The organism is Butyribacter sp. (genome assembly GCF_056818865.1).
Window position 1 is genome coordinate 106779 of record NZ_DBLYGC010000002.1, and the last position, 22066, is coordinate 128844.

20 protein-coding genes are annotated in these 22066 nt (G+C 36.4%); 17 read left to right on the top strand and 3 right to left on the bottom strand.

The features are described 5' to 3' along the window. The first annotated feature begins 14 nt into the window (after positions 1-14). The 10 genes from ACZLXV_RS01415 (at position 15) to ACZLXV_RS01460 (ending at position 10089) form a co-directional block, all read left to right on the top strand. Positions 15-1793, top strand: coding sequence for a methyl-accepting chemotaxis protein (locus ACZLXV_RS01415; RefSeq protein ID WP_482382277.1), 1779 nt, complete (start codon positions 15-17; stop codon positions 1791-1793). Between the two features lie 133 nt (positions 1794-1926). Continuing rightward, complete coding sequence (locus tag ACZLXV_RS01420) at positions 1927-2661, top strand: peptidylprolyl isomerase (RefSeq protein WP_367336423.1); 735 nt, start codon at positions 1927-1929, stop codon at positions 2659-2661. A gap of 226 nt (positions 2662-2887) precedes the next feature. Next, complete coding sequence (locus tag ACZLXV_RS01425; protein WP_022225685.1) at positions 2888-3478, top strand: RNA polymerase sigma factor; 591 nt, start codon at positions 2888-2890, stop codon at positions 3476-3478. A gap of 5 nt (positions 3479-3483) precedes the next feature. Continuing rightward, positions 3484-4689: a hypothetical protein gene (locus ACZLXV_RS01430; protein ID WP_482382278.1), complete on the top strand. Its 1206-nt coding sequence runs from the start codon at positions 3484-3486 to the stop codon at positions 4687-4689. A gap of 54 nt (positions 4690-4743) precedes the next feature. After that, positions 4744-5241 carry a DNA-deoxyinosine glycosylase gene (locus ACZLXV_RS01435; protein ID WP_022225687.1) on the top strand — a complete coding sequence of 166 codons (498 nt, stop codon included), beginning with the start codon at positions 4744-4746 and terminating at the stop codon, positions 5239-5241. Positions 5242-5428: 187 nt separating this feature from the next. Next, positions 5429-7333, top strand: a complete 1905-nt coding sequence (locus ACZLXV_RS01440) for an OPT family oligopeptide transporter (protein WP_022225688.1) — start codon at positions 5429-5431, stop codon at positions 7331-7333. Positions 7334-7351: 18 nt separating this feature from the next. Continuing rightward, complete coding sequence (locus ACZLXV_RS01445) at positions 7352-7705, top strand: PqqD family protein (protein ID WP_482382279.1); 354 nt, start codon at positions 7352-7354, stop codon at positions 7703-7705. Between the two features lie 194 nt (positions 7706-7899). Continuing rightward, on the top strand, positions 7900-8361 hold the full coding sequence (locus tag ACZLXV_RS01450; RefSeq protein WP_022225690.1) for an S-ribosylhomocysteine lyase: 462 nt from the start codon (positions 7900-7902) through the stop codon (positions 8359-8361). A 97-nt stretch (positions 8362-8458) separates the two neighbouring features. Then, positions 8459-9145, top strand: coding sequence for a 5'-methylthioadenosine/adenosylhomocysteine nucleosidase (locus ACZLXV_RS01455; RefSeq protein WP_022225691.1), 687 nt, complete (start codon positions 8459-8461; stop codon positions 9143-9145). A gap of 14 nt (positions 9146-9159) precedes the next feature. Further along, complete coding sequence (locus ACZLXV_RS01460) at positions 9160-10089, top strand: GTP-binding protein (protein ID WP_022225692.1); 930 nt, start codon at positions 9160-9162, stop codon at positions 10087-10089. A 118-nt stretch (positions 10090-10207) separates the two neighbouring features. Here ACZLXV_RS01460 and ACZLXV_RS01465 read toward each other — a convergent pair whose 3' ends face one another. After that, positions 10208-10639, bottom strand: a complete 432-nt coding sequence (locus ACZLXV_RS01465) for a hypothetical protein (RefSeq protein ID WP_022225693.1) — start codon at positions 10637-10639, stop codon at positions 10208-10210. Positions 10640-10735: 96 nt separating this feature from the next. Next, positions 10736-11656 (bottom strand): serine O-acetyltransferase EpsC, encoded by a 921-nt coding sequence (gene epsC, locus ACZLXV_RS01470; RefSeq protein ID WP_022225694.1) that lies wholly within the window; start codon positions 11654-11656, stop codon positions 10736-10738. 280 nt (positions 11657-11936) lie between these two features. Between epsC and ACZLXV_RS01475 the strand changes: the two genes are divergently transcribed. The 7 genes from ACZLXV_RS01475 (at position 11937) to ACZLXV_RS01505 (ending at position 21068) form a co-directional block, all read left to right on the top strand. After that, positions 11937-13382 (top strand): citrate/2-methylcitrate synthase, encoded by a 1446-nt coding sequence (locus ACZLXV_RS01475; protein WP_022225695.1) that lies wholly within the window; start codon positions 11937-11939, stop codon positions 13380-13382. A 208-nt stretch (positions 13383-13590) separates the two neighbouring features. Continuing rightward, on the top strand, positions 13591-14286 hold the full coding sequence (locus ACZLXV_RS01480; protein ID WP_022225696.1) for a response regulator transcription factor: 696 nt from the start codon (positions 13591-13593) through the stop codon (positions 14284-14286). Next, positions 14276-15505, top strand: a complete 1230-nt coding sequence (locus tag ACZLXV_RS01485) for a sensor histidine kinase (protein WP_022225697.1) — start codon at positions 14276-14278, stop codon at positions 15503-15505. The genes ACZLXV_RS01480 and ACZLXV_RS01485 overlap by 11 nt, the downstream gene beginning before the upstream one ends. Continuing rightward, on the top strand, positions 15489-18080 hold the full coding sequence (locus ACZLXV_RS01490; protein ID WP_482382280.1) for a DUF8725 domain-containing protein: 2592 nt from the start codon (positions 15489-15491) through the stop codon (positions 18078-18080). The genes ACZLXV_RS01485 and ACZLXV_RS01490 overlap by 17 nt, the downstream gene beginning before the upstream one ends. Continuing rightward, on the top strand, positions 18074-19036 hold the full coding sequence (locus ACZLXV_RS01495) for an ABC transporter ATP-binding protein (RefSeq protein WP_022225699.1): 963 nt from the start codon (positions 18074-18076) through the stop codon (positions 19034-19036). The genes ACZLXV_RS01490 and ACZLXV_RS01495 overlap by 7 nt, the downstream gene beginning before the upstream one ends. Then, complete coding sequence (locus ACZLXV_RS01500; RefSeq protein ID WP_022225700.1) at positions 19005-19901, top strand: ABC transporter permease; 897 nt, start codon at positions 19005-19007, stop codon at positions 19899-19901. The genes ACZLXV_RS01495 and ACZLXV_RS01500 overlap by 32 nt, the downstream gene beginning before the upstream one ends. A 57-nt stretch (positions 19902-19958) precedes the next feature. Then, on the top strand, positions 19959-21068 hold the full coding sequence (locus ACZLXV_RS01505) for a pyridoxal phosphate-dependent aminotransferase (RefSeq protein ID WP_022225701.1): 1110 nt from the start codon (positions 19959-19961) through the stop codon (positions 21066-21068). A gap of 118 nt (positions 21069-21186) precedes the next feature. On the opposite strand, the gene proB is transcribed toward ACZLXV_RS01505, so the two are convergent. Next, entirely contained in the window at positions 21187-21981 is a 795-nt protein-coding gene (gene proB / locus ACZLXV_RS01510) for a glutamate 5-kinase (protein WP_022225702.1), read from the bottom strand. Positions 21982-22066 lie beyond the last annotated feature (85 nt).

Consider the following 22066-nt stretch of genomic DNA (forward strand, 5'->3'; position numbering starts at 1 on the left):
AATGGAGGTTAGGTATGAAACATATAAAAGTAAAATTTAAGATGTTATTTATTATGGCAGGAGTTCTTATAATGTTATTGTTTGGAACGATTTTTTCGGCAAAATGCATGAAGAACATCAGCAATGAGTCAGTTGCGGAGATGGAAAGCAGTATTCGTGAATCTTATGATAAAAATATAAAATCAGAAGTTTCAGCAGCAGTATCCGTGGCAAAACATTATTATGACCAGTATCAAAGTGGTATACTTACGGAGGAATTAGCAAAGAAGAATGCGGCCGACCAGATTCGTGATATGAGATATGGTGACAGTGGATATTTTTGGATTGACCAGTCAGACGGAACCAACGTCGTGCTTCTTGGAAGTGATACCGAGGGAACCAATCGTATGGACACTGAGGATTCAAAAGGTTTTAAGATGGTCAGACAGATGATTGAGGATTCAGTGAAAAATACAGAGGCATATACAACTTATTATTTTCCTAAAGAGAATGAGACAAAAGCCTCTCCAAAACGTTCTTATACATATTATTATAAAGAATTTGACTGGGTTATAGGAACTGGAAATTATATAGATGATATAGACAAAACGGTAGCGGCAAAGCAAAGTCAACTTACAAAATATTCAAACAAAATGACAAGTATTTTTGCAACTGTAAATATAACTATCGGAGTTTTTCTTATAGCTGTAATAATTCTTATAATCACAAATATTGTTAAGCCGCTTGAGGCTGTCGGAGCTGAGATGCGTATACTTGAAAATGGTGATTTCACAAGTAAGCTTGATGACAGATATTTAAAGAGAAAGGATGATTTTGGCATTCTTGCAAATATACTTGAAAATATGCGTTCAAATCTTAGGGAGCTTATCAGTGGTGTAAAGAGCGGTGCAGGGCAGATAGAAAATCTTGTAACCGACATTAACAGTAATATGGATTTACTCAATGGAGAGATAGAAGATGTATCTGCGACTACGGAAGAAGTTGCCGCATCAATGGAAGAAACTGCTGCTACTACAGAGAGTATAAATACAATGTCACATGAGATAGAAGATGCTGCAAAGAATATAGCATTGAGGGCACAGGATGGAGCCAATAGGGTTGAGCAGATTTATAAACGTGCAAGAGAAGGCAAGGATAATGCAAGTGCTATAAGGGCAAAAGCAGGAGATACAAAGAGAGCGATGAAAGCAGAACTGGAAAAAGCAATGGAAGACGCAAAGGTTGTAGACCAGATAAATGTTCTTGCTGATTCTATTATGGGTATAACAGACCAGACAAATCTTCTTGCACTCAATGCTTCTATTGAAGCAGCAAGAGCAGGTGAGGCTGGAAAGGGATTTGCGGTAGTTGCAGATGAAATAAGAAATCTTGCAGAGCAGTCAAAAGAAAATGTTGAGAATATACAGGGTGTGACTGATGCTGTTAAAAAGGCAGTTGAGAATCTTAAGACAGATGCAGAGCATATGCTTGAATTTGTTGAAACGGATGTTACTGACAGTTATCATAAGTTTGATGAACTTGCAGGATATTATAATGAAGATGCATCAAATGTAAATGAACTTATATCAGATTTCAGTGCTACGTCAGAAGAATTACTTGCGTCAATATCTTCAATATTAGAGTCAATAAACGGTATAAGCGTTGCTGCTGATGAGAGCGCAAATGGAACTACAAATATTGCAGACAGAACAGTTTCAGTTGCAGATAAATCATCGATTGTAAACAATCATTTAAAGGAAGCAGAAGAGGCAGCAGGCAGATTAAATGATGAAGTTTCTAAGTTTGTAGTATAGAATGGCATGGTCATTTTTGTGAAAATACAGCATCCGGTAGGCGAAAATCACAAAAACACTTGCAAGTTTTAGATTATTCCCTCATAATAGTGTTTATGATTTGACACAGAATACTGAAAATCGGAGGATAAACATGTCAGAAGTAAACACTAAAATTGGAAATTACACAATAACAGATGTCGATATAGACACATTTATTTCAGGAATGCCACAGGAACAGCAGATGTACAGAAGTATGCCTGAGTTCCGTAAACAGTGCGAAGAAAGATTAGAGGAAATTTGTCTTTTTGCAATGTATGGTGAGGAAGAAAAGAAAGATGAGACAGAAATGTTCAAGACATCAATGGTTATGGCAAAGAGAGATATTTTAAGCCAGATAGCTATGGCAGAACTTTTACAGGATGTCTCAGTATCAGATGCAGAGGCAAAGGAATACTTTTTAGGACATTCAAAAGAATTTGCATCAAAAGCATCGGCAACAGCAAAGCATGTACTTGTAGACAATGAGGACAAAGCAAATCAGATAAAAGAAGAAATCGAATCAGGTGCAAAGAGTTTTGAAGATGCAGCAAAAGAGTATTCAACATGCCCATCAGCACAGAAAGGCGGAAGTCTTGGGACATTTGGCAGAGGTCAGATGGTTAAGGAATTTGAAAATGCTGTGTTTGATGGAGAACTCAACAAAGTAATCGGGCCGGTAAAAACACAGTTTGGATATCACCTTATCTGGGTAGATGACAAAAATGAGGGTGAAGTACCTGAGTATGATAAGATAGCAAGTCAGGTAAAGAGCTATCTTGTAAACAAGAAACAGCAGGAGATTTACCAGAATAAATTAAAAGAACTTAGAGATAAGTATTGCAAATAGTAGAAGAAGTAAGATAAAATTACTATAAATCAAAAATAACTTTACAACACAAACAAAAATGCAAATTTCGTGTATTCTTATATTTATATAGGAGTATAAAACATGGAATTTGCATTTTTTGTTTTAGTTGGGGTTGATTTTTATAAGATTTAATTGCATCAAAAAGGGTATATATGACGTTATAAGTATTAGAAACAAAAAACGGATATTTTTGATAAGGCTGTAAATGTACGGTTATGAAAAAAATGCAGGGTTAGAAGGGGGTGGAAAAATGTTACATGGGATGAAAGCGAAAAAGTGGGAGGAACGTCAAAGGGAGAAACTGGAGAAGATATATTCATTGTACAAAAATAAAATGTTCGGCAGAGCAATGCAGATATTAAACCAAAGAGAAGATGCAGAGGATGCGGTACAAAATTGTATTATAGCAATTTCAAGACACACGGAGTGCATTGACCTTTATGATGAAGCGAGAACCTTATCCTTTGTGTATACGGTCATAAGCCATTGTGCTATTGACATATACAGAAAGAATAAAAAAAGCAGGCAGTCAAATTTAAATATTGACGATGTAGCAGAGCAGGCGGGAAACATTGACATTGAAAATGAGGTGCTTGTTTCAATGGAATTAAAAAGAGTGGTAGCGGCGATTGAAAAACTTGATTTTGGCTATCGTGAAGTATTGTCATTGTTTTATTTAAATGAAATGAGTCCGAGAGAAATTTCTGATTTGCTTGAAATTCCGTATAATACAGTCAGGTCAAAGATAAGCAGAGGACGAAAGAAACTGTTGGACAGCCTTGACGGAAAGGAGTGATTACTATGGGTGTGCATGGAATAAATAAAAAGAAATTCGACGGCGGCGATGAGTTAATAAGAAAGGCATTTAAAATTTACAGTGATAAAGATTTGGAAAGTTCAATGGAAGATTTCGGTTTTGAATATAGAGATGACAAGGTGTTTGAAGATAAGATATATAAAGTCATAAAAAAACTTCCGATAAAAAATCCACGTTCAAAAGCGCATATTATATGTATTGCTGTTATATGTATGGTTCTGGTTTTTGGATGTATTACCGGATACAGATATATGAGAAGCAGAAAGCAGGCGGGGCAGACAAGTGTATTGGAGAGTGTGTGTAAGGAGGCAAAAACACGTTATGATATAAATCAAAGCAATAATAATCTGAATGCCATAATAGGCGGAGAAACAAGTCTGTCTGATGAAAAAACGCAGCTTAAAGATTATTATAACAGCCGGAATACAGCGGTTTATGTAAATACAAAGAATTATGATAAAAGCGGTTATTTGTACAGCATGTACTTATTAAATGACGAGGAGGTAAAAAAACTTACGGATAAAGAAGTAGAACTAAAAAAGGCAGACGATACTGAAAAGCTGACACCATTTTTAGAAAATGCTCCGGATGACAGTAAGTATTCTGCTGGAAACATATATTTTATAGGTGGGCGTAAAAGTAGAAAGTTTATTGTATATAAAAACAAATCGGATGACATGTATATAGGAAAGTGTGTGGGATTTGAAAGTTTAAAAGATCATGATATAATAACAGATAAAAAAGTTAATGAAAAGAAATCGATTTCTGCGGGTGAATTTTTGGAAAACATAATGGACATAAAAAATGCAGATGACATACGGGAAATAATGCTTGAAAGAGTCAGAGCAAAATCAAAAGCTAATCCTGATAAAAGAATTGCAGTATGGACATCAGACGAATCAAAGAGTGAACTTTACGAATTTCTCACAAAAGAAAGCAGCATTGAAATGGAGAGTGTGGGAGATACATCCGGTCAGTTGTGGTTTGGTGCTGCCGAGCCTCAAAAATGTTATTATCTTGCAGTTGAGAATAATGCAGGTGAGTTTTGTGTGTTCGGTATAGTTTTTGAAGAAAAAGATACAATGGTCTATGTTGAGCCACAGTATAAACCGGGAACGGCATTAAAATTATCTTACGAAAATACCGCAAAACTTAGAAAAATAATCAAAGAGAATGATAAGCAGCAGTGAAAAAGTTTTGCAGAAAAAGATTAGGCATTGACATAATAAGAGGAGTAAGCAGATATGAACAGTGAATATACACATATAAAACATGAGTTTGAGCCGGTTTTTGATAAGAATTCAAAGATATTGATTCTTGGTACGCTTCCTTCTGTTAAATCGAGAGAAAACAATTTTTATTATGGTCATCCGCAGAACAGGTTTTGGAAACTGATTGCAAGGCTGTGTGATGAGGAAAGCCTGCCAAAGACCATAAATCAGAAAAAAGATATGCTGCTCAGAAATAATATAGCCGTATGGGATGTAATCGCTGAATGTGACATTATCGGTTCAAGTGACAGTTCGATAAAGAATGTGAAAACTGCCGATTTGTCTGTGATATTAAATAATACAGCGGTTGACAGAATATATGCAAATGGTGGCAAAGCTTATGAACTGTATATGAAGTACCAATATGAAAAGACTGGCATGGAGATAATTAAACTTCCGTCTACAAGTCCGGCAAATGCAGCTTACAATTTGGAAAAACTGTTAGAATGTTGGAAAATCATAAAAAATTGACAAAAATATGCTATTGTAAATAGCTGTATGATATTATATAATTATAATCTGACTGTATTGTATATATGATGCTGGGAGGTCATATATATAATGTTTTTTGTTGCACTGTTTTTACCTTGCAATGGTGTGATTTTTACAGTCAGAAGCAGTTTAATTTTATTATACAAAAGGAAAAGGAGACTTTTTTATGAGCAAAGAAAAAAATGACTTTAAGCCGTTTATCCCAACGGACAAGGTCATGCCTGAGTTTACACCGACAGCCCTTATTCTCGGTATAATCCTGGCAGTAGTATTTGGAGCTGCAAATGCTTACCTCGGACTTAGAGTAGGTATGACGGTATCGGCATCTATACCGGCAGCAGTTATTTCAATGGGTGTCATTCGTTTTATTTTAAAGAAAGATTCGATTCTTGAAAATAATATGGTTCAGACTATTGGTTCAGCAGGTGAATCATTAGCCGCAGGTGCCATTTTTACACTTCCTGCACTTTATATGTGGGCAAGAGAAGATTCATCTATCCAGATGCCTTCATTTTTCACAATTGCTGCACTTGCCGTTGCAGGTGGTGTGATAGGAACATTATTTATGATTCCGCTTCGTACAGCACTTATTGTTGAAGAACATGGAAATCTTCCATTCCCTGAGGGCACAGCATGTGCTGAGGTTCTTCTTGCAGGCGAAGAGGGTGGAAGCAAATCAAAACTTGTATTCTCAGGTCTTGGAATTTCTGCATTGTACAAGTTTGTAACAGACGGACTTATTTTATTCCCATCGGAGATAAGCTGGGATATATCAGTTTATAAGGGTTCAGCATTTGGTCTTGATGTTTTACCTGCCCTTATCGGTGTAGGTTATATCTGTGGTTCAAGAGTTGCGTCATACATGTTTGGCGGTGCGATTGTAGGCTGGTTCGTTATCATGCCTCTTATGCACACAATAGGTGCATTAGGCGGAGACAGTGCTATTTTATTCCCGGCTACAAAAGCAATAGCAGATATGGCTCCTGCAGAACTTTGGAGCAATTATGTAAGATATATCGGTGCAGGTGCGGTTGCCTGCGGTGGTATCCTTAGCCTTATTAAGTCACTTCCTCTTATTATAAGAACATTTAAGAAGGCACTTGGCGGTATCGGGCATAAAGGCGGAGATCTTCGTACAGAGAAAGACCTTCCTATCAAATGGGCTATAGTAGTTGTTGTTTTGGTTGCACTTGCACTTGTTGCGATTCCATCAGTGCCAATCAGCATTGTTGCAGCTATTATCATAATTATATTTGGTTTCTTCTTTGCAACAGTATCATCACGCATGGTTGGTCTTGTTGGTTCATCAAACAACCCTGTATCAGGAATGGCTATTGCAACGCTTCTTATTGCAACAATCATTCTTAAGGCAACAGGAAAAACAGGTATCCAGGGTATGACAATGGCTATTTGCATCGGTACGGTAATTTGTATCATTGCAGCAATGGCAGGAGATACTTCACAGGATTTAAAGACAGGTTATATCGTAGGTGCAACACCTTACCGTCAGCAGATAGGCGAACTTATCGGTGCTATCTGTGCAGGTCTTGCAATTTCAGGAGTTCTTATGCTTCTTGATTCTGCATGGACATTCGGTACAGACAAACTTCCTGCTCCACAGGCAACACTTATGAAGATGGTTACTGAGGGAGTTATGGAAGGAAATCTTCCTTGGAATCTTGTATTTATCGGTGTATTCCTTGCACTTATGATAGAAGTTATCGGAATTCCGGTACTTCCATTTGCAATCGGTTTATATCTTCCGATTTATCTTTCAACACCTATTATGGTTGGAGGACTTATCAAGCTTATCGTTACAAAACGTAAGAATAAGACTGAGGAAGAAATTAAAGAGGATGACAGCAAAGGTATTCTTTATTCATCAGGTCTTATTGCTGGTGAGGGTCTTGTAGGTATATTACTTGCAATTCTTACTGTAGTAGGTGTAGCAGACAAGATTAATCTTGGAAACTACGGAATCAATCTTGGACAGGGCGGAAGCGTAGTATTCTTTGTACTTCTTTGTGCATCACTCTTATACGCTGCAACAAAGAAAATTAAGAAGGCTTAAAAAGAAAGGCGGAAGTTAATGCGAAAGCCAAAAGCTAAAGTTGTTTCAGGAAATTATATGGATAAAATACCGCATATAGCAGAAAATCATGAGTGGAGAGAACTTGATGACGGAATCGTTGAAGTCGATATGCCGCATAAAGGTTTTTATGCGAAGATAGCGCAGAAATTCTTTCATAAGCCGGCAGTCAGTCATATTAAACTTGATAAATATGGTTCGGTTGTGTGGAAAAACATAGACGGAGAAAGAACGATATATGATATAGTAGGGAAAATGAATGAAACGTTTCCGGAGGAAGAAAGTGATATGATTAAAAGAGTTATAACATTTTTTTCAACACTTGAAATGAATAAATTTGTGGTATTAAAATAATTACAGAGGACATCGCACAAGACAGTGCGGTGTCTTTTACTTTTATACCCATACTTTACACGCCGGAATATCAATGTTAGAATGTAACTGATTAAATATGGATATGATAAAATGTTTCTTTTCAAATAAGTATGAGGGCAGGTAAATGTTTTCGGAAGAACTGAATAGAAAATAATAAACGGAGGTAAGTTATAATGCAGAGAATAAAAAGTTTTGAAATTAACCATAATGTATTAGTGCCTGGATTTTACATTTCAAGAGAGGACGGAGATGTAGTGACATACGATCTACGTACAAGAAAACCAAATGCAGGAGATTATATGAGCAATGCTGTTATGCATTCTGTTGAGCATATGTTTGCTACATTTGCACGCAATTCTGAGGTATCGGATAAGATTGTTTATTTCGGGCCTATGGGCTGCCAGACAGGATTTTATCTCCTTGTCCGTGATATGGAGCCAAAGGAAGTTTTTGAACTTACAAAAAAAATTCTTAAGCAGACAATAGAACATGACGGAGATGTTTTCGGAAAATCAGCAATAGAGTGTGGTCATTATGAAAATCTTGATATAGACCTTGCAAAAGAGGAGTGCAGAACTTATCTTGAGGTGCTTGAAAATCAGACAAATATGGAGTTTACTTATCCGACAGAGTAAGTCATAGCTTTGTGTTAAATTCAAAAATTCGGTAAAAGACAAAACAGTAGAATGGTTAAAAATATTATAGTGAAACAACAGTAGAATGGAGAAAATTATGATAATTGGTGTTATAGGAGCAATGCAGATTGAGATTGATAATCTTAAAAAGACATTGAAAAATCCTTCATATGAATCGATAAGCGGTGTTGAATTTGTAAAAGGAAACATCGGTGACACAGAAGTAGTCGCTGCCGTAAGCGGCGTTGGAAAAGTATTTGCGGCTATATGTACGGAAGCTATGATACTTACATATCATGTTGATATGGTTATAAATATCGGTGTTGCAGGAACATTGTGCAAAGAACTTGGAGTAATGGGTATCGCCGTTGCAGATATGGTTGTACAGCATGATATGAACACTTCGGCACTCGGTGACCCGATAGGTCTTTTGTCAGGAATAAATGAGATTTATCTTCCTTGCGACAAGAAAATGATGGATACACTTAAAAAGTGTCTCGATGAAAAGCAGAGAAAGTATAAAGTGGGAACTATTGCTACAGGTGACATGTTTATGCATGACAAACATCAGAAAGATAAGCTTCATGAGCGTTTCAATGCTATAGCGGCAGAGATGGAGGGTGGAAGCATAGGTCATGTATGTTATGTAAATAAAGTTCCATTTGCCATACTTAGAACAATTTCTGACGGTGAGGGCGGTGCAATGGATTATGCAACATTTGCGGAGAAAGCAGCCCAGATAGGTATTGAGATTGTAGTTGAATTTATTCAAAAAATCGCATAAATTATGGGGGAATAATGATAAAGATAGACTTGATTACGGGGTTTCTTGGTTCAGGCAAGACAACTTTTATCAGAAAATATGTGAAACATCTAACAGATAAAGGTCTTAAAATAGGAATCCTTGAAAATGATTACGGTGCCGTCAATGTTGATGCAATGCTTCTGCAGGATATACTTGGTGACAAATGTGAGCTTGAGATGGTTGCGGGTGGATGTGACGCCGACTGTCATAAAAGGCGTTTTAAGACAAAACTCATTGCAATGGGAATGCAGGGATTTGACAGGGTTTTGGTAGAGCCATCGGGTGTTTTTGACATGGATGAGTTTTTCGACACACTTCATGAGGACCCGCTGGAAAGGTGGTATCAGATTGGAAATGTCATAACCATAGTTGATGCACATCTTGAACTTGATATGTCGGAACATTCAAGATATATTCTTGCGTCAGAGGCAGCGAATGCGGGAAAAATTCTTTTTAGCAAGACAGAAGGTGTTTCTGAAAGCAGGATAGAGGAAGTCACAGCATATATAAATAAAAGTCTTGAGGAATTTCATTGCTCAAGAAAAATTGACAATATAGTTATGGCAAAGTCTTGGGATGAGTTTGACGAGGATGACTATAAGAAGATTGAAAATTGCGAATACACAGGTGCAGGGATAGAGAAAAGGTATCATGCGGATGATGTGGAATTTTCATCGCTTTACTATATGAATAAACAGATGACTGTTGATAAACTCAAAGATTGTGTAAATAAAACATTTTCTGATAAAAATTGTGGAAATGTTTTTAGAATTAAGGGATTTATGTCTGATGGCAGCGGATGGCTGGAGCTTAATGCAACTAAAAAAGAAACGGTGATTAAGCCTATAAAAGAAGGTCAGGAGATTTTTATAGTTATAGGTGAGGATTTAAATGAAGAGGCTGTAAACAAATATTGGGATTGATTAAATTTTGATTATATAATTTGTAATGCCTGATTGAATATAGCGTATAGAGAACGGACAGCTTATACTTATTCATGAAAATTAAAATTAGTATAAGCTGTCCGTTTTAGATTTTGCATTATGCCTGATATATCTGTTTGATTTTTTTGACTTTTTTTCCTGATAGAGTAATTCTTGCTGCCATGCCCCAGTAATATTTTATTTTTCCGTCTTTTGTAAGTTTAGGTTCGTAATATTTTATGGATTTTATGAATTTTGCTTTGCTTACACTATGTGTTTTTGATATATCGGTTGGTTTTAAAAGGTTGTAGGAAACTTTTGAAGCGAGTTTTATTGTATGTTTTTTTGGTCTGCCTACAATGTTTTCATCTTCCATTCCAAGTTCATAAGTCCATACAGCGTCGGCATAAGTGAGTGTGCTGCCCTTTATTGAAAGACAAATAATGTCTTTTGTTTTTTCTTCGGCTTTTGCGTATTGTGTGTTTGTGTGTGGTATGATTATTGAAATTAAAAGTGCTGTGATTAAAAGTCTTTTTAAAAACGTTTTCATTTTCTTCTCCATTCGTATATTTATATTATGATGTTGTGGTCAAAATGTATTTTGCCCCATGTATTATATTATTTTCAAGTATTTTTAAATTCTTTATTATCGTGGAAGTTCATCGGCACTGTGTTTTTTCTTTGTGGAAAAACTAAGTTCAGGATTTTTAACGCTTACTCTTGTTCCGGCAGGAACAGATTCTGTGATAAATGCATTTCCGCCAATGACCGACCCTTTTCCGATAACTGTTTCACCGCCAAGTATTGATGCACTTGAGTAGATGGTTACATCGTCTTCAATGGTTGGATGTCGTTTGATGTTGCGAAGAAGCTGACCGCTTCTTGTTGAGAGTGCGCCAAGTGTTACACCCTGATATATCTTAACATTGTTTCCGATTTCTGTTGTCTCTCCGATAACAACGCCCGTACCGTGGTCGATAAAGAAATATTCTCCGATTGTAGCACCCGGATTTATATCGATACCCGTGTGGTCGTGCGCATACTCAGACATTATTCTTGGTATGAACGGAACATTCATTTTATAAAGCTCATGTGCAAATCTGTAAACAAAAATTGCAAAAAGTCCCGGATAGCAAAAGATTATCTCTTCTTTTGTTTTTGCGGCAGGGTCACCGTCAAAAGCAGCATTTACATCTTTTAATAAAAGATTTTGAATGTGGCTGAATGATGCAAAAAAGTTTGAACATATTTCAGTTGTATGTTTTTCAATTTCAGCTTCATCTGCATTATCTTTTGCCTGCTGTAAAAATGCCGCTTTAATTTGGCAGTAAAGGTCATTGTAGATTTTTGTGATATTGTGACCTACAAAAAATTCAGGTACAGTTTTGTTCAGATTTTCATTGTCGAAATATCCCGGAAACATAAGCTGCCTGAGCCCCATTATGATATGTGTTATAGTGTCACGGTTTGGCATACAGTGCCCTGATTTTAAATAAAATAATTCCTCGCTGTGATAGTTGTCGGTAATCTCGTTTACGATATTGTCAAGAACTTCTTTTTCTAACATAATACACAACCTTTCTGATATATTTGGTATATTTCAATTTTATGTATTGATTTCAATTATAAAACAATAAATGTATCCATAATATAATAAAGGTAATTAGAGATATTTTCAAGTATGCCTTTTATAATCAGCAAACTTTAAGATAATGGGGTCAAAAGCAGTTATAAAGATTTAATTTTTATTAAAAGTTTATTAAAAAATGTCAGACAAATTTGACAGTTGTTATACAACAGAGGTATAATTTATTAATGACAAAAAAAGAGAAAGGGATGAGTGATATATGCAGGATGGAATATTTCAGGGAAGTCATGAACAGATGATGGAGGAATACACAAAGCGTTACAAAAAAGTATGTGTGGAGAACAATTCCATAGATGGAAAACTATTTGATGAATTTGGCGTTAAAAGGGGACTTAGAGATAAAAACGGAAAAGGAGTATTGTCAGGAATCACAAATATCTCTCTTATAAAAGCTACTGAGATGGACGGAGACAGAGTTATACCTTGTGAGGGTCAGCTTTTTTACAGAGGATACAATATATATGATTTGACAAAAGGTTTCAGAAAAGATAACAGATTTGGTTTTGAGGAGACAGCATATCTGCTTTTGTTTGGAGAGCTTCCTACAGACAAACAGCTTAAGGAGTTTCAGACTGTTCTTGCAAAGAACAGAAGACTCCCTACAAACTTTGTAAGGGATGTTATTATGAAAGCTCCTTCAAAGGATATTATGAATTCTCTTACAAAGAGTGTTCTTACACTTGCATCTTATGATGATAAGGTTACGGATAATTCACTTGAAAATGTACTTAGCCAGAGCATTATGCTTATAAGTGTATTTCCGATGCTTGCCGTTTACGGTTATCACGCTTACAACCATTATGAATGTGATGAGAGTTTTTATATTCACAGACCGTCAGACGAGCTTTCAGTGGCAGAAAATATTTTGCGTATGCTCAGACCGAATAAAGAATACACTGATGTTGAGGCAAAAGTTCTTGACCTTGCACTTGTACTTCATATGGAGCATGGTGGTGGAAACAACTCGACATTTACAACGAGAGTAGTTACATCTGCAGGTTCAGACACATATTCTGTAATAGCTGCAGCACTTTCGTCACTTAAAGGGCCAAAACATGGTGGAGCAAATATTAAAGTTGTCGAGATGATGCAGGATCTCAAGGCACATGTAAAAGACACTACGGACGAGGATGAAGTAAGAGCATATCTTAAAAAACTTGTGCGTAAGGAAGCCTTTGATAAGAGAGGTCTTATTTATGGTATGGGTCATGCAGTTTATTCAATATCAGACCCTAGAGCAGTTGCATTTAAACAGTTTGTTGAATTGCTCGCAAATGAAAAACACCAGAAGAAAGAATTTGAATTATATTCAATGATAGAGAGAATTGCACCTGAAGTTATAGGAGAGGAATGTGCTATTTACAAGGGCGTAAGTGCAAACGTGGATTTTTACAGCGGATTTGTTTACACTATGCTTGGAATACCGCATGAATTGTTTACTCCTATATTTGCAATGGCACGTATAGTTGGATGGAGTGCACACAGAATGGAAGAACTTATAAATGTCGATAAGATTATCAGACCGGCATACCAGAGTATCATGGTTCCGAAAGTATATGAGTCACTTAAAGACCGTTCAATTCCTAAAATTGATACAAAAGAGAGAGAAAAACTTCAGCTTACAATGAGAGATGAAAGCTGTTAAGTTTTATACATATAATAAAAAAGATATACCGGCTCCAAAAAGTTAGAACTTAAAATCTAACGATTTGAGGTCGGTATTTTTATGATATAATGAGCACAATGTATACAAATATTAAGAAAAAAGTAAAGATTTAAGGACTGCGCATATGTTATTATTACAGTTGTAGAGTAAATGAATTACATATGAACTGTCCGGGAAGGAGGCTGATATGTCAGACGGAAATATTTTAGTAGTTGATGATGATCATGAGATAGCGGATTTGGTGGAAATCCATTTAAGGGGCGAGGGTTATCATGTTTTTAAAGCGTATAATGGGAGAGAAGCTTTGGAATTGTTTGACAGGGAAGAAGTAGACCTTGCAATTCTTGACATTATGATGCCGGGAATAGATGGAAATGAGGTATGTGCAAAGATACGGGAGACAAGCACGATTCCCATAATTATGTTAAGTGCCAAAGACAGCGAGAACGATAAGGTTTCAGGTCTTGTGAACGGAGCAGATGACTATGTGACGAAACCTTTTAATACAAGCGAACTTATAGCACGAGTTAAATCACAATTGAGAAGATACCAGAGCTTTGGGGGAGTAGAAGCAAAAACATCAGATGTTGTAAACATAGAAAATTTATGGATGGACAAGAAGTCACATGAGGTAAAGGCATATGATAAGCCGGTCAAACTTACACCTATAGAATTTGATATTCTCTTTCTTATGGCTTCGCATCCAAACAAGGTTTTTTCTACAGACGAGATTTTTGAGCGTGTCTGGAAAGAAAAAAGTTTTGAGATGAGCAACACTGTGATGGTTCACATAAGAAGACTCAGGGAGAAGATTGAGTCAGGAACGGGAAAAACGCAGATTATTAAAACGGTTTGGGGAGTTGGATATAAAATTGAAGCGTAGTTTATTCAAGAGCCTTAGGGCAGAACTGATATTTTATGTTGCATTAAGTATGTTTTTATCAGTCATCACAGAGCTTGTGTGTGGCTTTGGGCTTTATCTTTTGAGTACGGCACTCGGCATTTCGTACGGTGGGTATGGTCGTGGCGGCAGAATGATTGAAAAGTTTCAAAAAACGACAGGCGAAAGAGGAAGGATATTCAATTATCAGGCGATTAAAAGGTGGGACAAAAATACATTAATATTTTTGATGCTTGTAATATTATTTTTTCTGTTTTTGTTTTTTGTCATGTATTTCATGCTCATAACAAGAAAGCTTACAGCCGATATAGGCTATATATCGGGAAGTATAGCACACATGGCTTTCGGTGATGGCGGTGGCAGGATTGAAGTGAGAAGAAAAGATGAAATCGGGGAGATTGCGATACAGATAAACAGGATGTCAGAAAAACTGGATGCGCTTATGAAATCAGAGAGAGAAGCACTTCAGGCAAATAAAGATATGATAACATGTGTCGCACATGACCTCAGAACACCACTCACATCGGTAATAGGATATCTTCAGCTTGCGACTGATATGGAAAAATACAATCAGGAGGAGAGGCATAAATATGCAGAGATTGCCATGCGTAAGGCAAACAGGCTTCAGGGACTTATAGAAGAACTATTCAGCTATACTAAACTTATGAGTGGCGAGATTACGCTTCACAGAAGCGAGATAGATATAGTTAAGCTTGTAGAGCAGATGGTTGAGGAATTTTATCCGCAGTTTCATGACAATGGGCTTGAATATAATTTATCGCAGAATGTTTCCGGGTGTATTATATATGCTGACGGAGAACTTATGGCGAGGGCAGTTCAAAACCTTATAAGCAATGCGATAAAATACGGCAGGGATGGAAAGAGAGTTTTTGTAGAAGTAGAAAAGTTTGAAAAGGAAATTCAAATAAGGGTAACAAATTTTGGTCTTATAATTCCACAAGAGAGTTTAACGCGTATATTCGACAGATTTTACAGGGTAGAGGATTCACGTTCAGTTCAGACAGGAGGTACAGGGCTTGGTCTCAATATTGCCAGACAGATAGTGCTTCTGCATGATGGAGCGATAAAAGTAGAAAGTGATACAGACGGAACATGTTTTACGATAGCACTTCCGTTAAATATGCAGAAAAAAGAATTATTAAATAGTGATGAGCAGGTAAAAGATGAAATCAAGATATAAATTACGGATGATCAGACTGCTCATCTTATTTGCATTGTTAATTATTGCTGACAGGCATTATCAGTGTAATGTAGAAGCGGCAAATATAACAGAATTAAAAAACGGTGCAATGAGGATGAGCGCAAAAGAAATCACAGCACAGGTTTCTTTTGGTTACAGAGGTTATACTAAATACGGAAAAGATATGAAAGTATCAGCGGTGATAAACAATGAGGGCAAGCCGTTTTCCGGCAAATTCAGACTGACATATCAATCGGGAGAAAACAGTGACATGAAAATGATTCAGAAATCATTTGTTGTCGGTATGCAGGAAAGTAAAAGAGTTCAGTTTACAATTCCGCTGCTCTCTGAAAGTCAGGAATATATAGTGTCTATATGTGATAATAGTGGAAATGTATATATGAGAGCACACACGAAAGTCGATGCGGATACAGACATTACAGGGATTTATATGGGGATTTTGTCGGATACACCGGCAAAACTCGGTTATGTATCTGACAGCCTGAGAAGAAAAGACGACATTGACAATGATAACAATGGTGTTACCGGCAGGGTGTTTGATATGAGTGCCTGTGATTTTGAGACAATTTCCATGCTGGACAGTGTAGACATTATTTTGCTTGACAACTATGATACCGGTAAATTCAGCAGAAACAACATAAGGGTATTAAAAAGGTGGATTGCTACAGGAGGTACGCTTGTTGTAGGAACAGGGAGTAATTACCAAAAGGAATTTGAAAAGCTGCACAGCACGCTTATACGGGGATATATAGGAAAGACAGAGAGAATTTCAACAAGTTTTGGCTGGAATGAGAAAGAGGAGACTGACACAGAAAGCACGAATGAGACTGACAGTATGGAAATAGATATTGTAAATCTCAGGCTTAATGAAGATTCGGTTTTAATAGACGATGGCAGAAAACTTATGATTTCAAAAGAACTTGGCAATGGAAGTATTATTGTTGCTGAGTTTTCTTTTAATATTCCTAAAAAATTCTGGAAAAGCTATGGGAAGGCATTAATTTATACCATAGAGAGTAATCTGAGTGAAGGCACGAAGAAAAAGTTATTGATGCAGAGTGAAAATGTTTCATACGGCAATATGGGATATTCATATATGGATGAGGCATTAAAAATAAATGAGAATGATGTATTACCGAACATGAAGTTATATGGCTGTATATTGGGAATATATGTGATAATTGCAGGACCAGGCATGTATCTTTTTTTTAGGAGAAGAAAAAAAAGAGGGTATTTATGGATAGCGGTGCCTATTTTATCAGTTGCTTTTTCGGCGATAATATACATAGTAGGAACAAGCACGAGAATACAAAGGCCATATATAAATTATCTTTCGCAAATCGTACTTGGTAATGATAAAAATGCGAAAGCAAAAGATATGAGTACATTATTCAGTGTTACCAGTATTTCAAATAATCCGTTTTCCATAAGCTTGAGAGGAGAATGTAATATCACTCCTAAAAATACGGATGCATATTATATTGACAGCAAAATAAAAGGCGACAATGTTTCTGACTATGAATATGGGGTTGAGTATAATGAAAATAATACAAGACTTCTCATGAACAGATTATCTTCATTTCAGGGAGCCGAATTTCTTATGAAGCAAAGAGTCAGGGATACGGGGACTGTATCAATAAATGTATCAGAAAATGATATGCGGCTTATCGGAACAGTGACAAATACATTGGGATATGCTCTTAATAACTGTATGATATATTATCAGGGAAATCTTCTTTATATAGGTGATATAGAGAAAGGGGAGACAATAGACGTAAACAAGTATGCCAAGTCGGGTACATACAATAGTTCGGATTATGGTAATTCGGTAAATTCGATGATTGAATCGGCTATGGGTGGAAATATGTACTCAAACAGTATGGCGGCAAGTCTCAGAAGAAAAGTTGGAGTTGTAGAAGAATATCTTGAGGATAACTCAAATGCAAAAGCATGGTTTTATGGATTTGTGAGTGATGATACAAAAACAGGTTTTAGAGATAAATTTAACTATGATTTGTATGGAGTTACAGGTGTGTGCAGAAATTTTGAGATGAGTGAGCAGATTGACGGATACGATGTCATAGAGTCACTTGAAACATATGCCGCAAATTATAAAAGTGAATATACAAACGGATATGACGTATATTCAGGTACACCGGAAAGATTTTCAGTAACTTACAAATTTCCGAAATCGTTCATACTTAAAGAGCTTTTGTATTCAAAACAGACAAGTGGTGGCTGTGAATTTTTAGAAAAAGGTAATAAATATTCTGATTATGGCTTTTTTGGAACAGTCAGTGTCAGAAATAAGCAGACAAATAAGCTGGAAAAATTGTTTAGTTCAGGTAAGGAAATAAAAATAAGAAACATGAATGATTATCTTGAACCTGATGGTTCACTTATACTTTATTATTCAATTGAACACAAGAGTAATAAGGAGGTTGGCAATATATGTCTTCCGGAAGTAAAACTTGTTGGAGAGTACGAAAAAGAAACGGAGAAATATTATTTTTCGAACGACAGTACTGAGACGGGAGGGCAGAATGTATGGTAGAAGTTAAAAATCTTTGTAAAAAATATGGAGATTTTGTTGCACTTGATGATTTGAATTTTGATGTAGCTGATGGAGAAGTATTTGGTTTTGTAGGACCAAATGGTGCAGGTAAGACAACAACCATGAGAATTATGGCTGGTCTTAATCAGCCTGATAGAGGGAGTATAACAATTGCAGGAACAGATGCGGTAAAAAACAGTAAAAAAATAAAGAGAATTATAGGTTATATGCCCGATTTTTTTGGTGTGTACGATAATCTCAAAGTTATAGAATATATGGAATTTTATGCTTCAATATATGGTATAACGGGTTCGGCATCAGAAAAATTATGTCAAAATCTTTTGGAACTTGTGGATTTGGCAGATAAATCTGAATTTTTTGTTGATGAATTGTCGAGAGGAATGAAACAGAGGCTGTGTCTTGCGAGATGTCTGGTGCATGACCCGAAACTTCTTATATTGGATGAGCCGGCTTCGGGACTTGACCCGAGGGCAAGACTTGAAATACAGGATATTTTAAAGAGACTAAAAGATAAAAAAAAGACCCTAATTATAAGTTCTCATATATTGCATGACCTTACGGAATTATGTACATCTGTAGGCGTGATAGACCAGGGGAAAATGCTTGTAAAGGGAAAAGTTGATGAAATCATGCTTCATCTGAATGCATCTAATCCGATTCATATTCATGTAACAGAAGGAAAACAGACAGCGGTAAATTTGCTAAAAGCTGATAAAAAGGTGAGTAATATTTCGATATCGGATAACGATATTACAATAGGCTTTTTGGGGACAATTGATGATGAAGCGGAATTATTGAAACAGCTTGTTACAAACAATGTAGGTGTTGCATCATTTATAAGACAGTCGGGTAATCTGGAAGAAATATTTATGAAAGTTACCGAAAAAAGGGAGGTTCTTTTTAATGAAAATAAGGATAAATCCGGTTTATGGTAAAGAGATAAAGCTCAAGGTGCGCTCGGTTAAATTTGCAATAATAATATTTCTTTTTAATCTCATGCTTGGAATTATCGCAATAACAGGATTTGAGGTAATGTTTAATATGCATCTGAATCCGTATGTCGATTATTCGGGAGCCGCAAAGGTATTTTATATACTTATAAGCATGGAGATAATAGCAGTAATGTTTTTGGTTCCGGCATTTACGGCTGGAAGTATAGCTGGCGAACGGGAGAAGCAGACGCTTGATATACTGCTTACGACAGTGCTGACACCTGAAAAAATAGTTATGGGAAAACTGCTTTCATCGGTCAGCATGGTGCTGTTGTTGGTGGTATCAAGCCTGCCTGTTATATCTATTGTATTTACGATAGGAGGAGTTGGGATGGAGGATCTTGTACAGTTTATGCTTGCAATACTCGTCATATCATTCTTTATCGGAAGTATGGGAATGCTTGCATCCACTGTCTTGAAGAAAACCGTTCCGGCAATGGTCTGCTCAATGGTTGAAGTTATGCTTGTATGTGTAGGGACGGTTATAATAATCGGAGTTACATATATCATAGCAAAATTATATTATTATAATTATATGGGAGCTGTCGGAAACATGCCTGATGTCAGTGGGGCATGTCTGGTACTGCTTGTAAATCCTGTATTTACGGTAATACAGATGACAATGGAACAATGCGAATCAGTATCGGCAATTTCAAAACTGGCAGAAATTCTCAATGGCTCGGTTCCGGTTTTTATCGAGGATAACTGGTTTAAAATCAGCATGGTATCACAGGTGGTAATCACCATAATCCTGTTGAAAATGTCAGCATTTTTCCTGAAACCGATAAAAAATATTCACATACAATGAATGCAGTGATATACTTGTTGTTGGAAAATAATAACATGGATTGTGAGGGAGATTAAGATGAGCAAAGATAAAATTGAACATAAAGAGCATTTTCATGGGAGCGATTTGGAGAAGATAGAAAAAATATACGGCATAAAAAAAGAAGACATAACAAGTTTTTCTGCCAATGTCAATCCTTTGGGAATTTCTTACAAATTAAAAAAAGAGCTGGCATCACACATAGATGCGATTACATCTTATCCTGATAGAGAATATACGTCACTTAGAAAATGTATAGCGGATTATGTTGGAACGGATTATAAAAATATCCTTGTGGGTAATGGTTCAACTGAACTTATCTCACTTGTTATTCAGATTAAGAAACCTGCGAAAGCACTTATTGTAGGACCGACATATTCGGAATATGAGCATGAAGTTGCACTTGGCGGCGGACGCTCACAGTATTTCAGGCTTAAAGAAACAGATGATTTCAAACTTGATATAGAAGGACTGCAGAAAGCATTGACAGACGATATAGATTTGCTCGTGGTATGCAACCCGAACAATCCTACATCGTCTCAAATCGATAGAAAATCCATGAGAATAATTCTTGACACATGTAAAGAAAAAGGAATATTTGTTATGGTTGATGAGACTTATGTGGAATTTTCGGAGAATACCTCTGAAATAACATCTATTCCGCTTACGGGTTATTACAATAACATTATCATTCTGCGTGGAATATCAAAATTTTTTGCAGCGCCGGGGCTTAGACTTGGTTATGCAATATGCGGAAATCATGAACTTTTAAAAGAGATAGACAGCAGAAAAAATCCGTGGACTATAAACTCGCTTGCAGCAATAGCAGGTGAGATAATGTTTAAAGATACTGAGTATATAAATGAGACATGGGAACTTATATCATCCGAGAGGAAGAGAATATGTGAAATATTAGAAAAATGTCCTAACTTAAAATTCTATAAGCCGCATGCTAATTTTATTCTTGTGAAAATACTAAAAGAGGATGTGACATCGGAGGAACTTTTTGATACGGCTATAAGACAGGGACTTATGATAAGAGACTGTTCAACATTTCCGTTCCTTGATAACAAATATATCCGATTCTGTTTCATGAATCCTGAGGACAATGATAAACTGGTTAAAATTTTACTTGATAAATTGTCATAGACTTAAAATAAACAGCAGGGATTGAAAATTTATATCAATCTCTGCTGTTTGTATGTGTGTTCGTATGTGCTTATTTTATTTTTTATATCGAATAAATATTGTTCTTAATTTAAAATATTCAATCCGGTTTTTTACAGAAGAATGTACCGACAGTTTTACCGTCAAACAAATCATACAAAGTTTTAGGATGCTGACCGTTCATTAGAACCACATCTATATCTGAGTCATATGCAATCTCAACGGCATTTAATTTTGTAATCATGCCGCCTGTTCCGAGTTTTGTTCCGGCACCGCCTGCGAGTGCTCTTATATCATCTGTTATTTCATGTACGACAGGGATAAGTCTGGCGTCATCATATGTATGAGGGTCTTTGTCGTAAAGTCCGTCTATATCTGACATGATGATAAGTAAATCAGCTTTTGCAATTGCAGCTACGGTAGCAGCAAGCGAATCATTTTCGCCAACTTCAAGTTCAAGCTCATCTATGGCAACAGTATCGTTTTCATTGATTATAGGAATGACACCGTGAGCAATAAGTCTCTCCATAGCATTTTCAACATTTTTCCGCCTGTCCTCAAGAAGGATATATTTTGTAAGAAGCATCTGTGCGACGGTTATACTGTATTCAGCGAAAAGATTATCATAAAGGTACATGAGTTCACACTGACCGACAGCGGCACAAGCCTGTTTGCCGGGAGTATCCTTTGGGCGTTCCCTGAGACCAAGTTTACCCATCCCAAGACCGATAGCACCACTGGAAACAAGAATAACCTCATGACCGGAATTTTGAATGTCAGCAAGAGTTTTAACAAGCTGTTCCACTCTCCTGATATTGAGCATACCGGTGCGGTGCGTAAGAGTTGATGTACCGACTTTTACAACTATACGTTTTCTGTCAGATATATTTTTCATAATAATAAAATCCTTTCACTGTTAAAATCTTCATATGCAACCCCTTTATTATATCTGCTTTGCTGGGATACATCAAGAGTAAGAA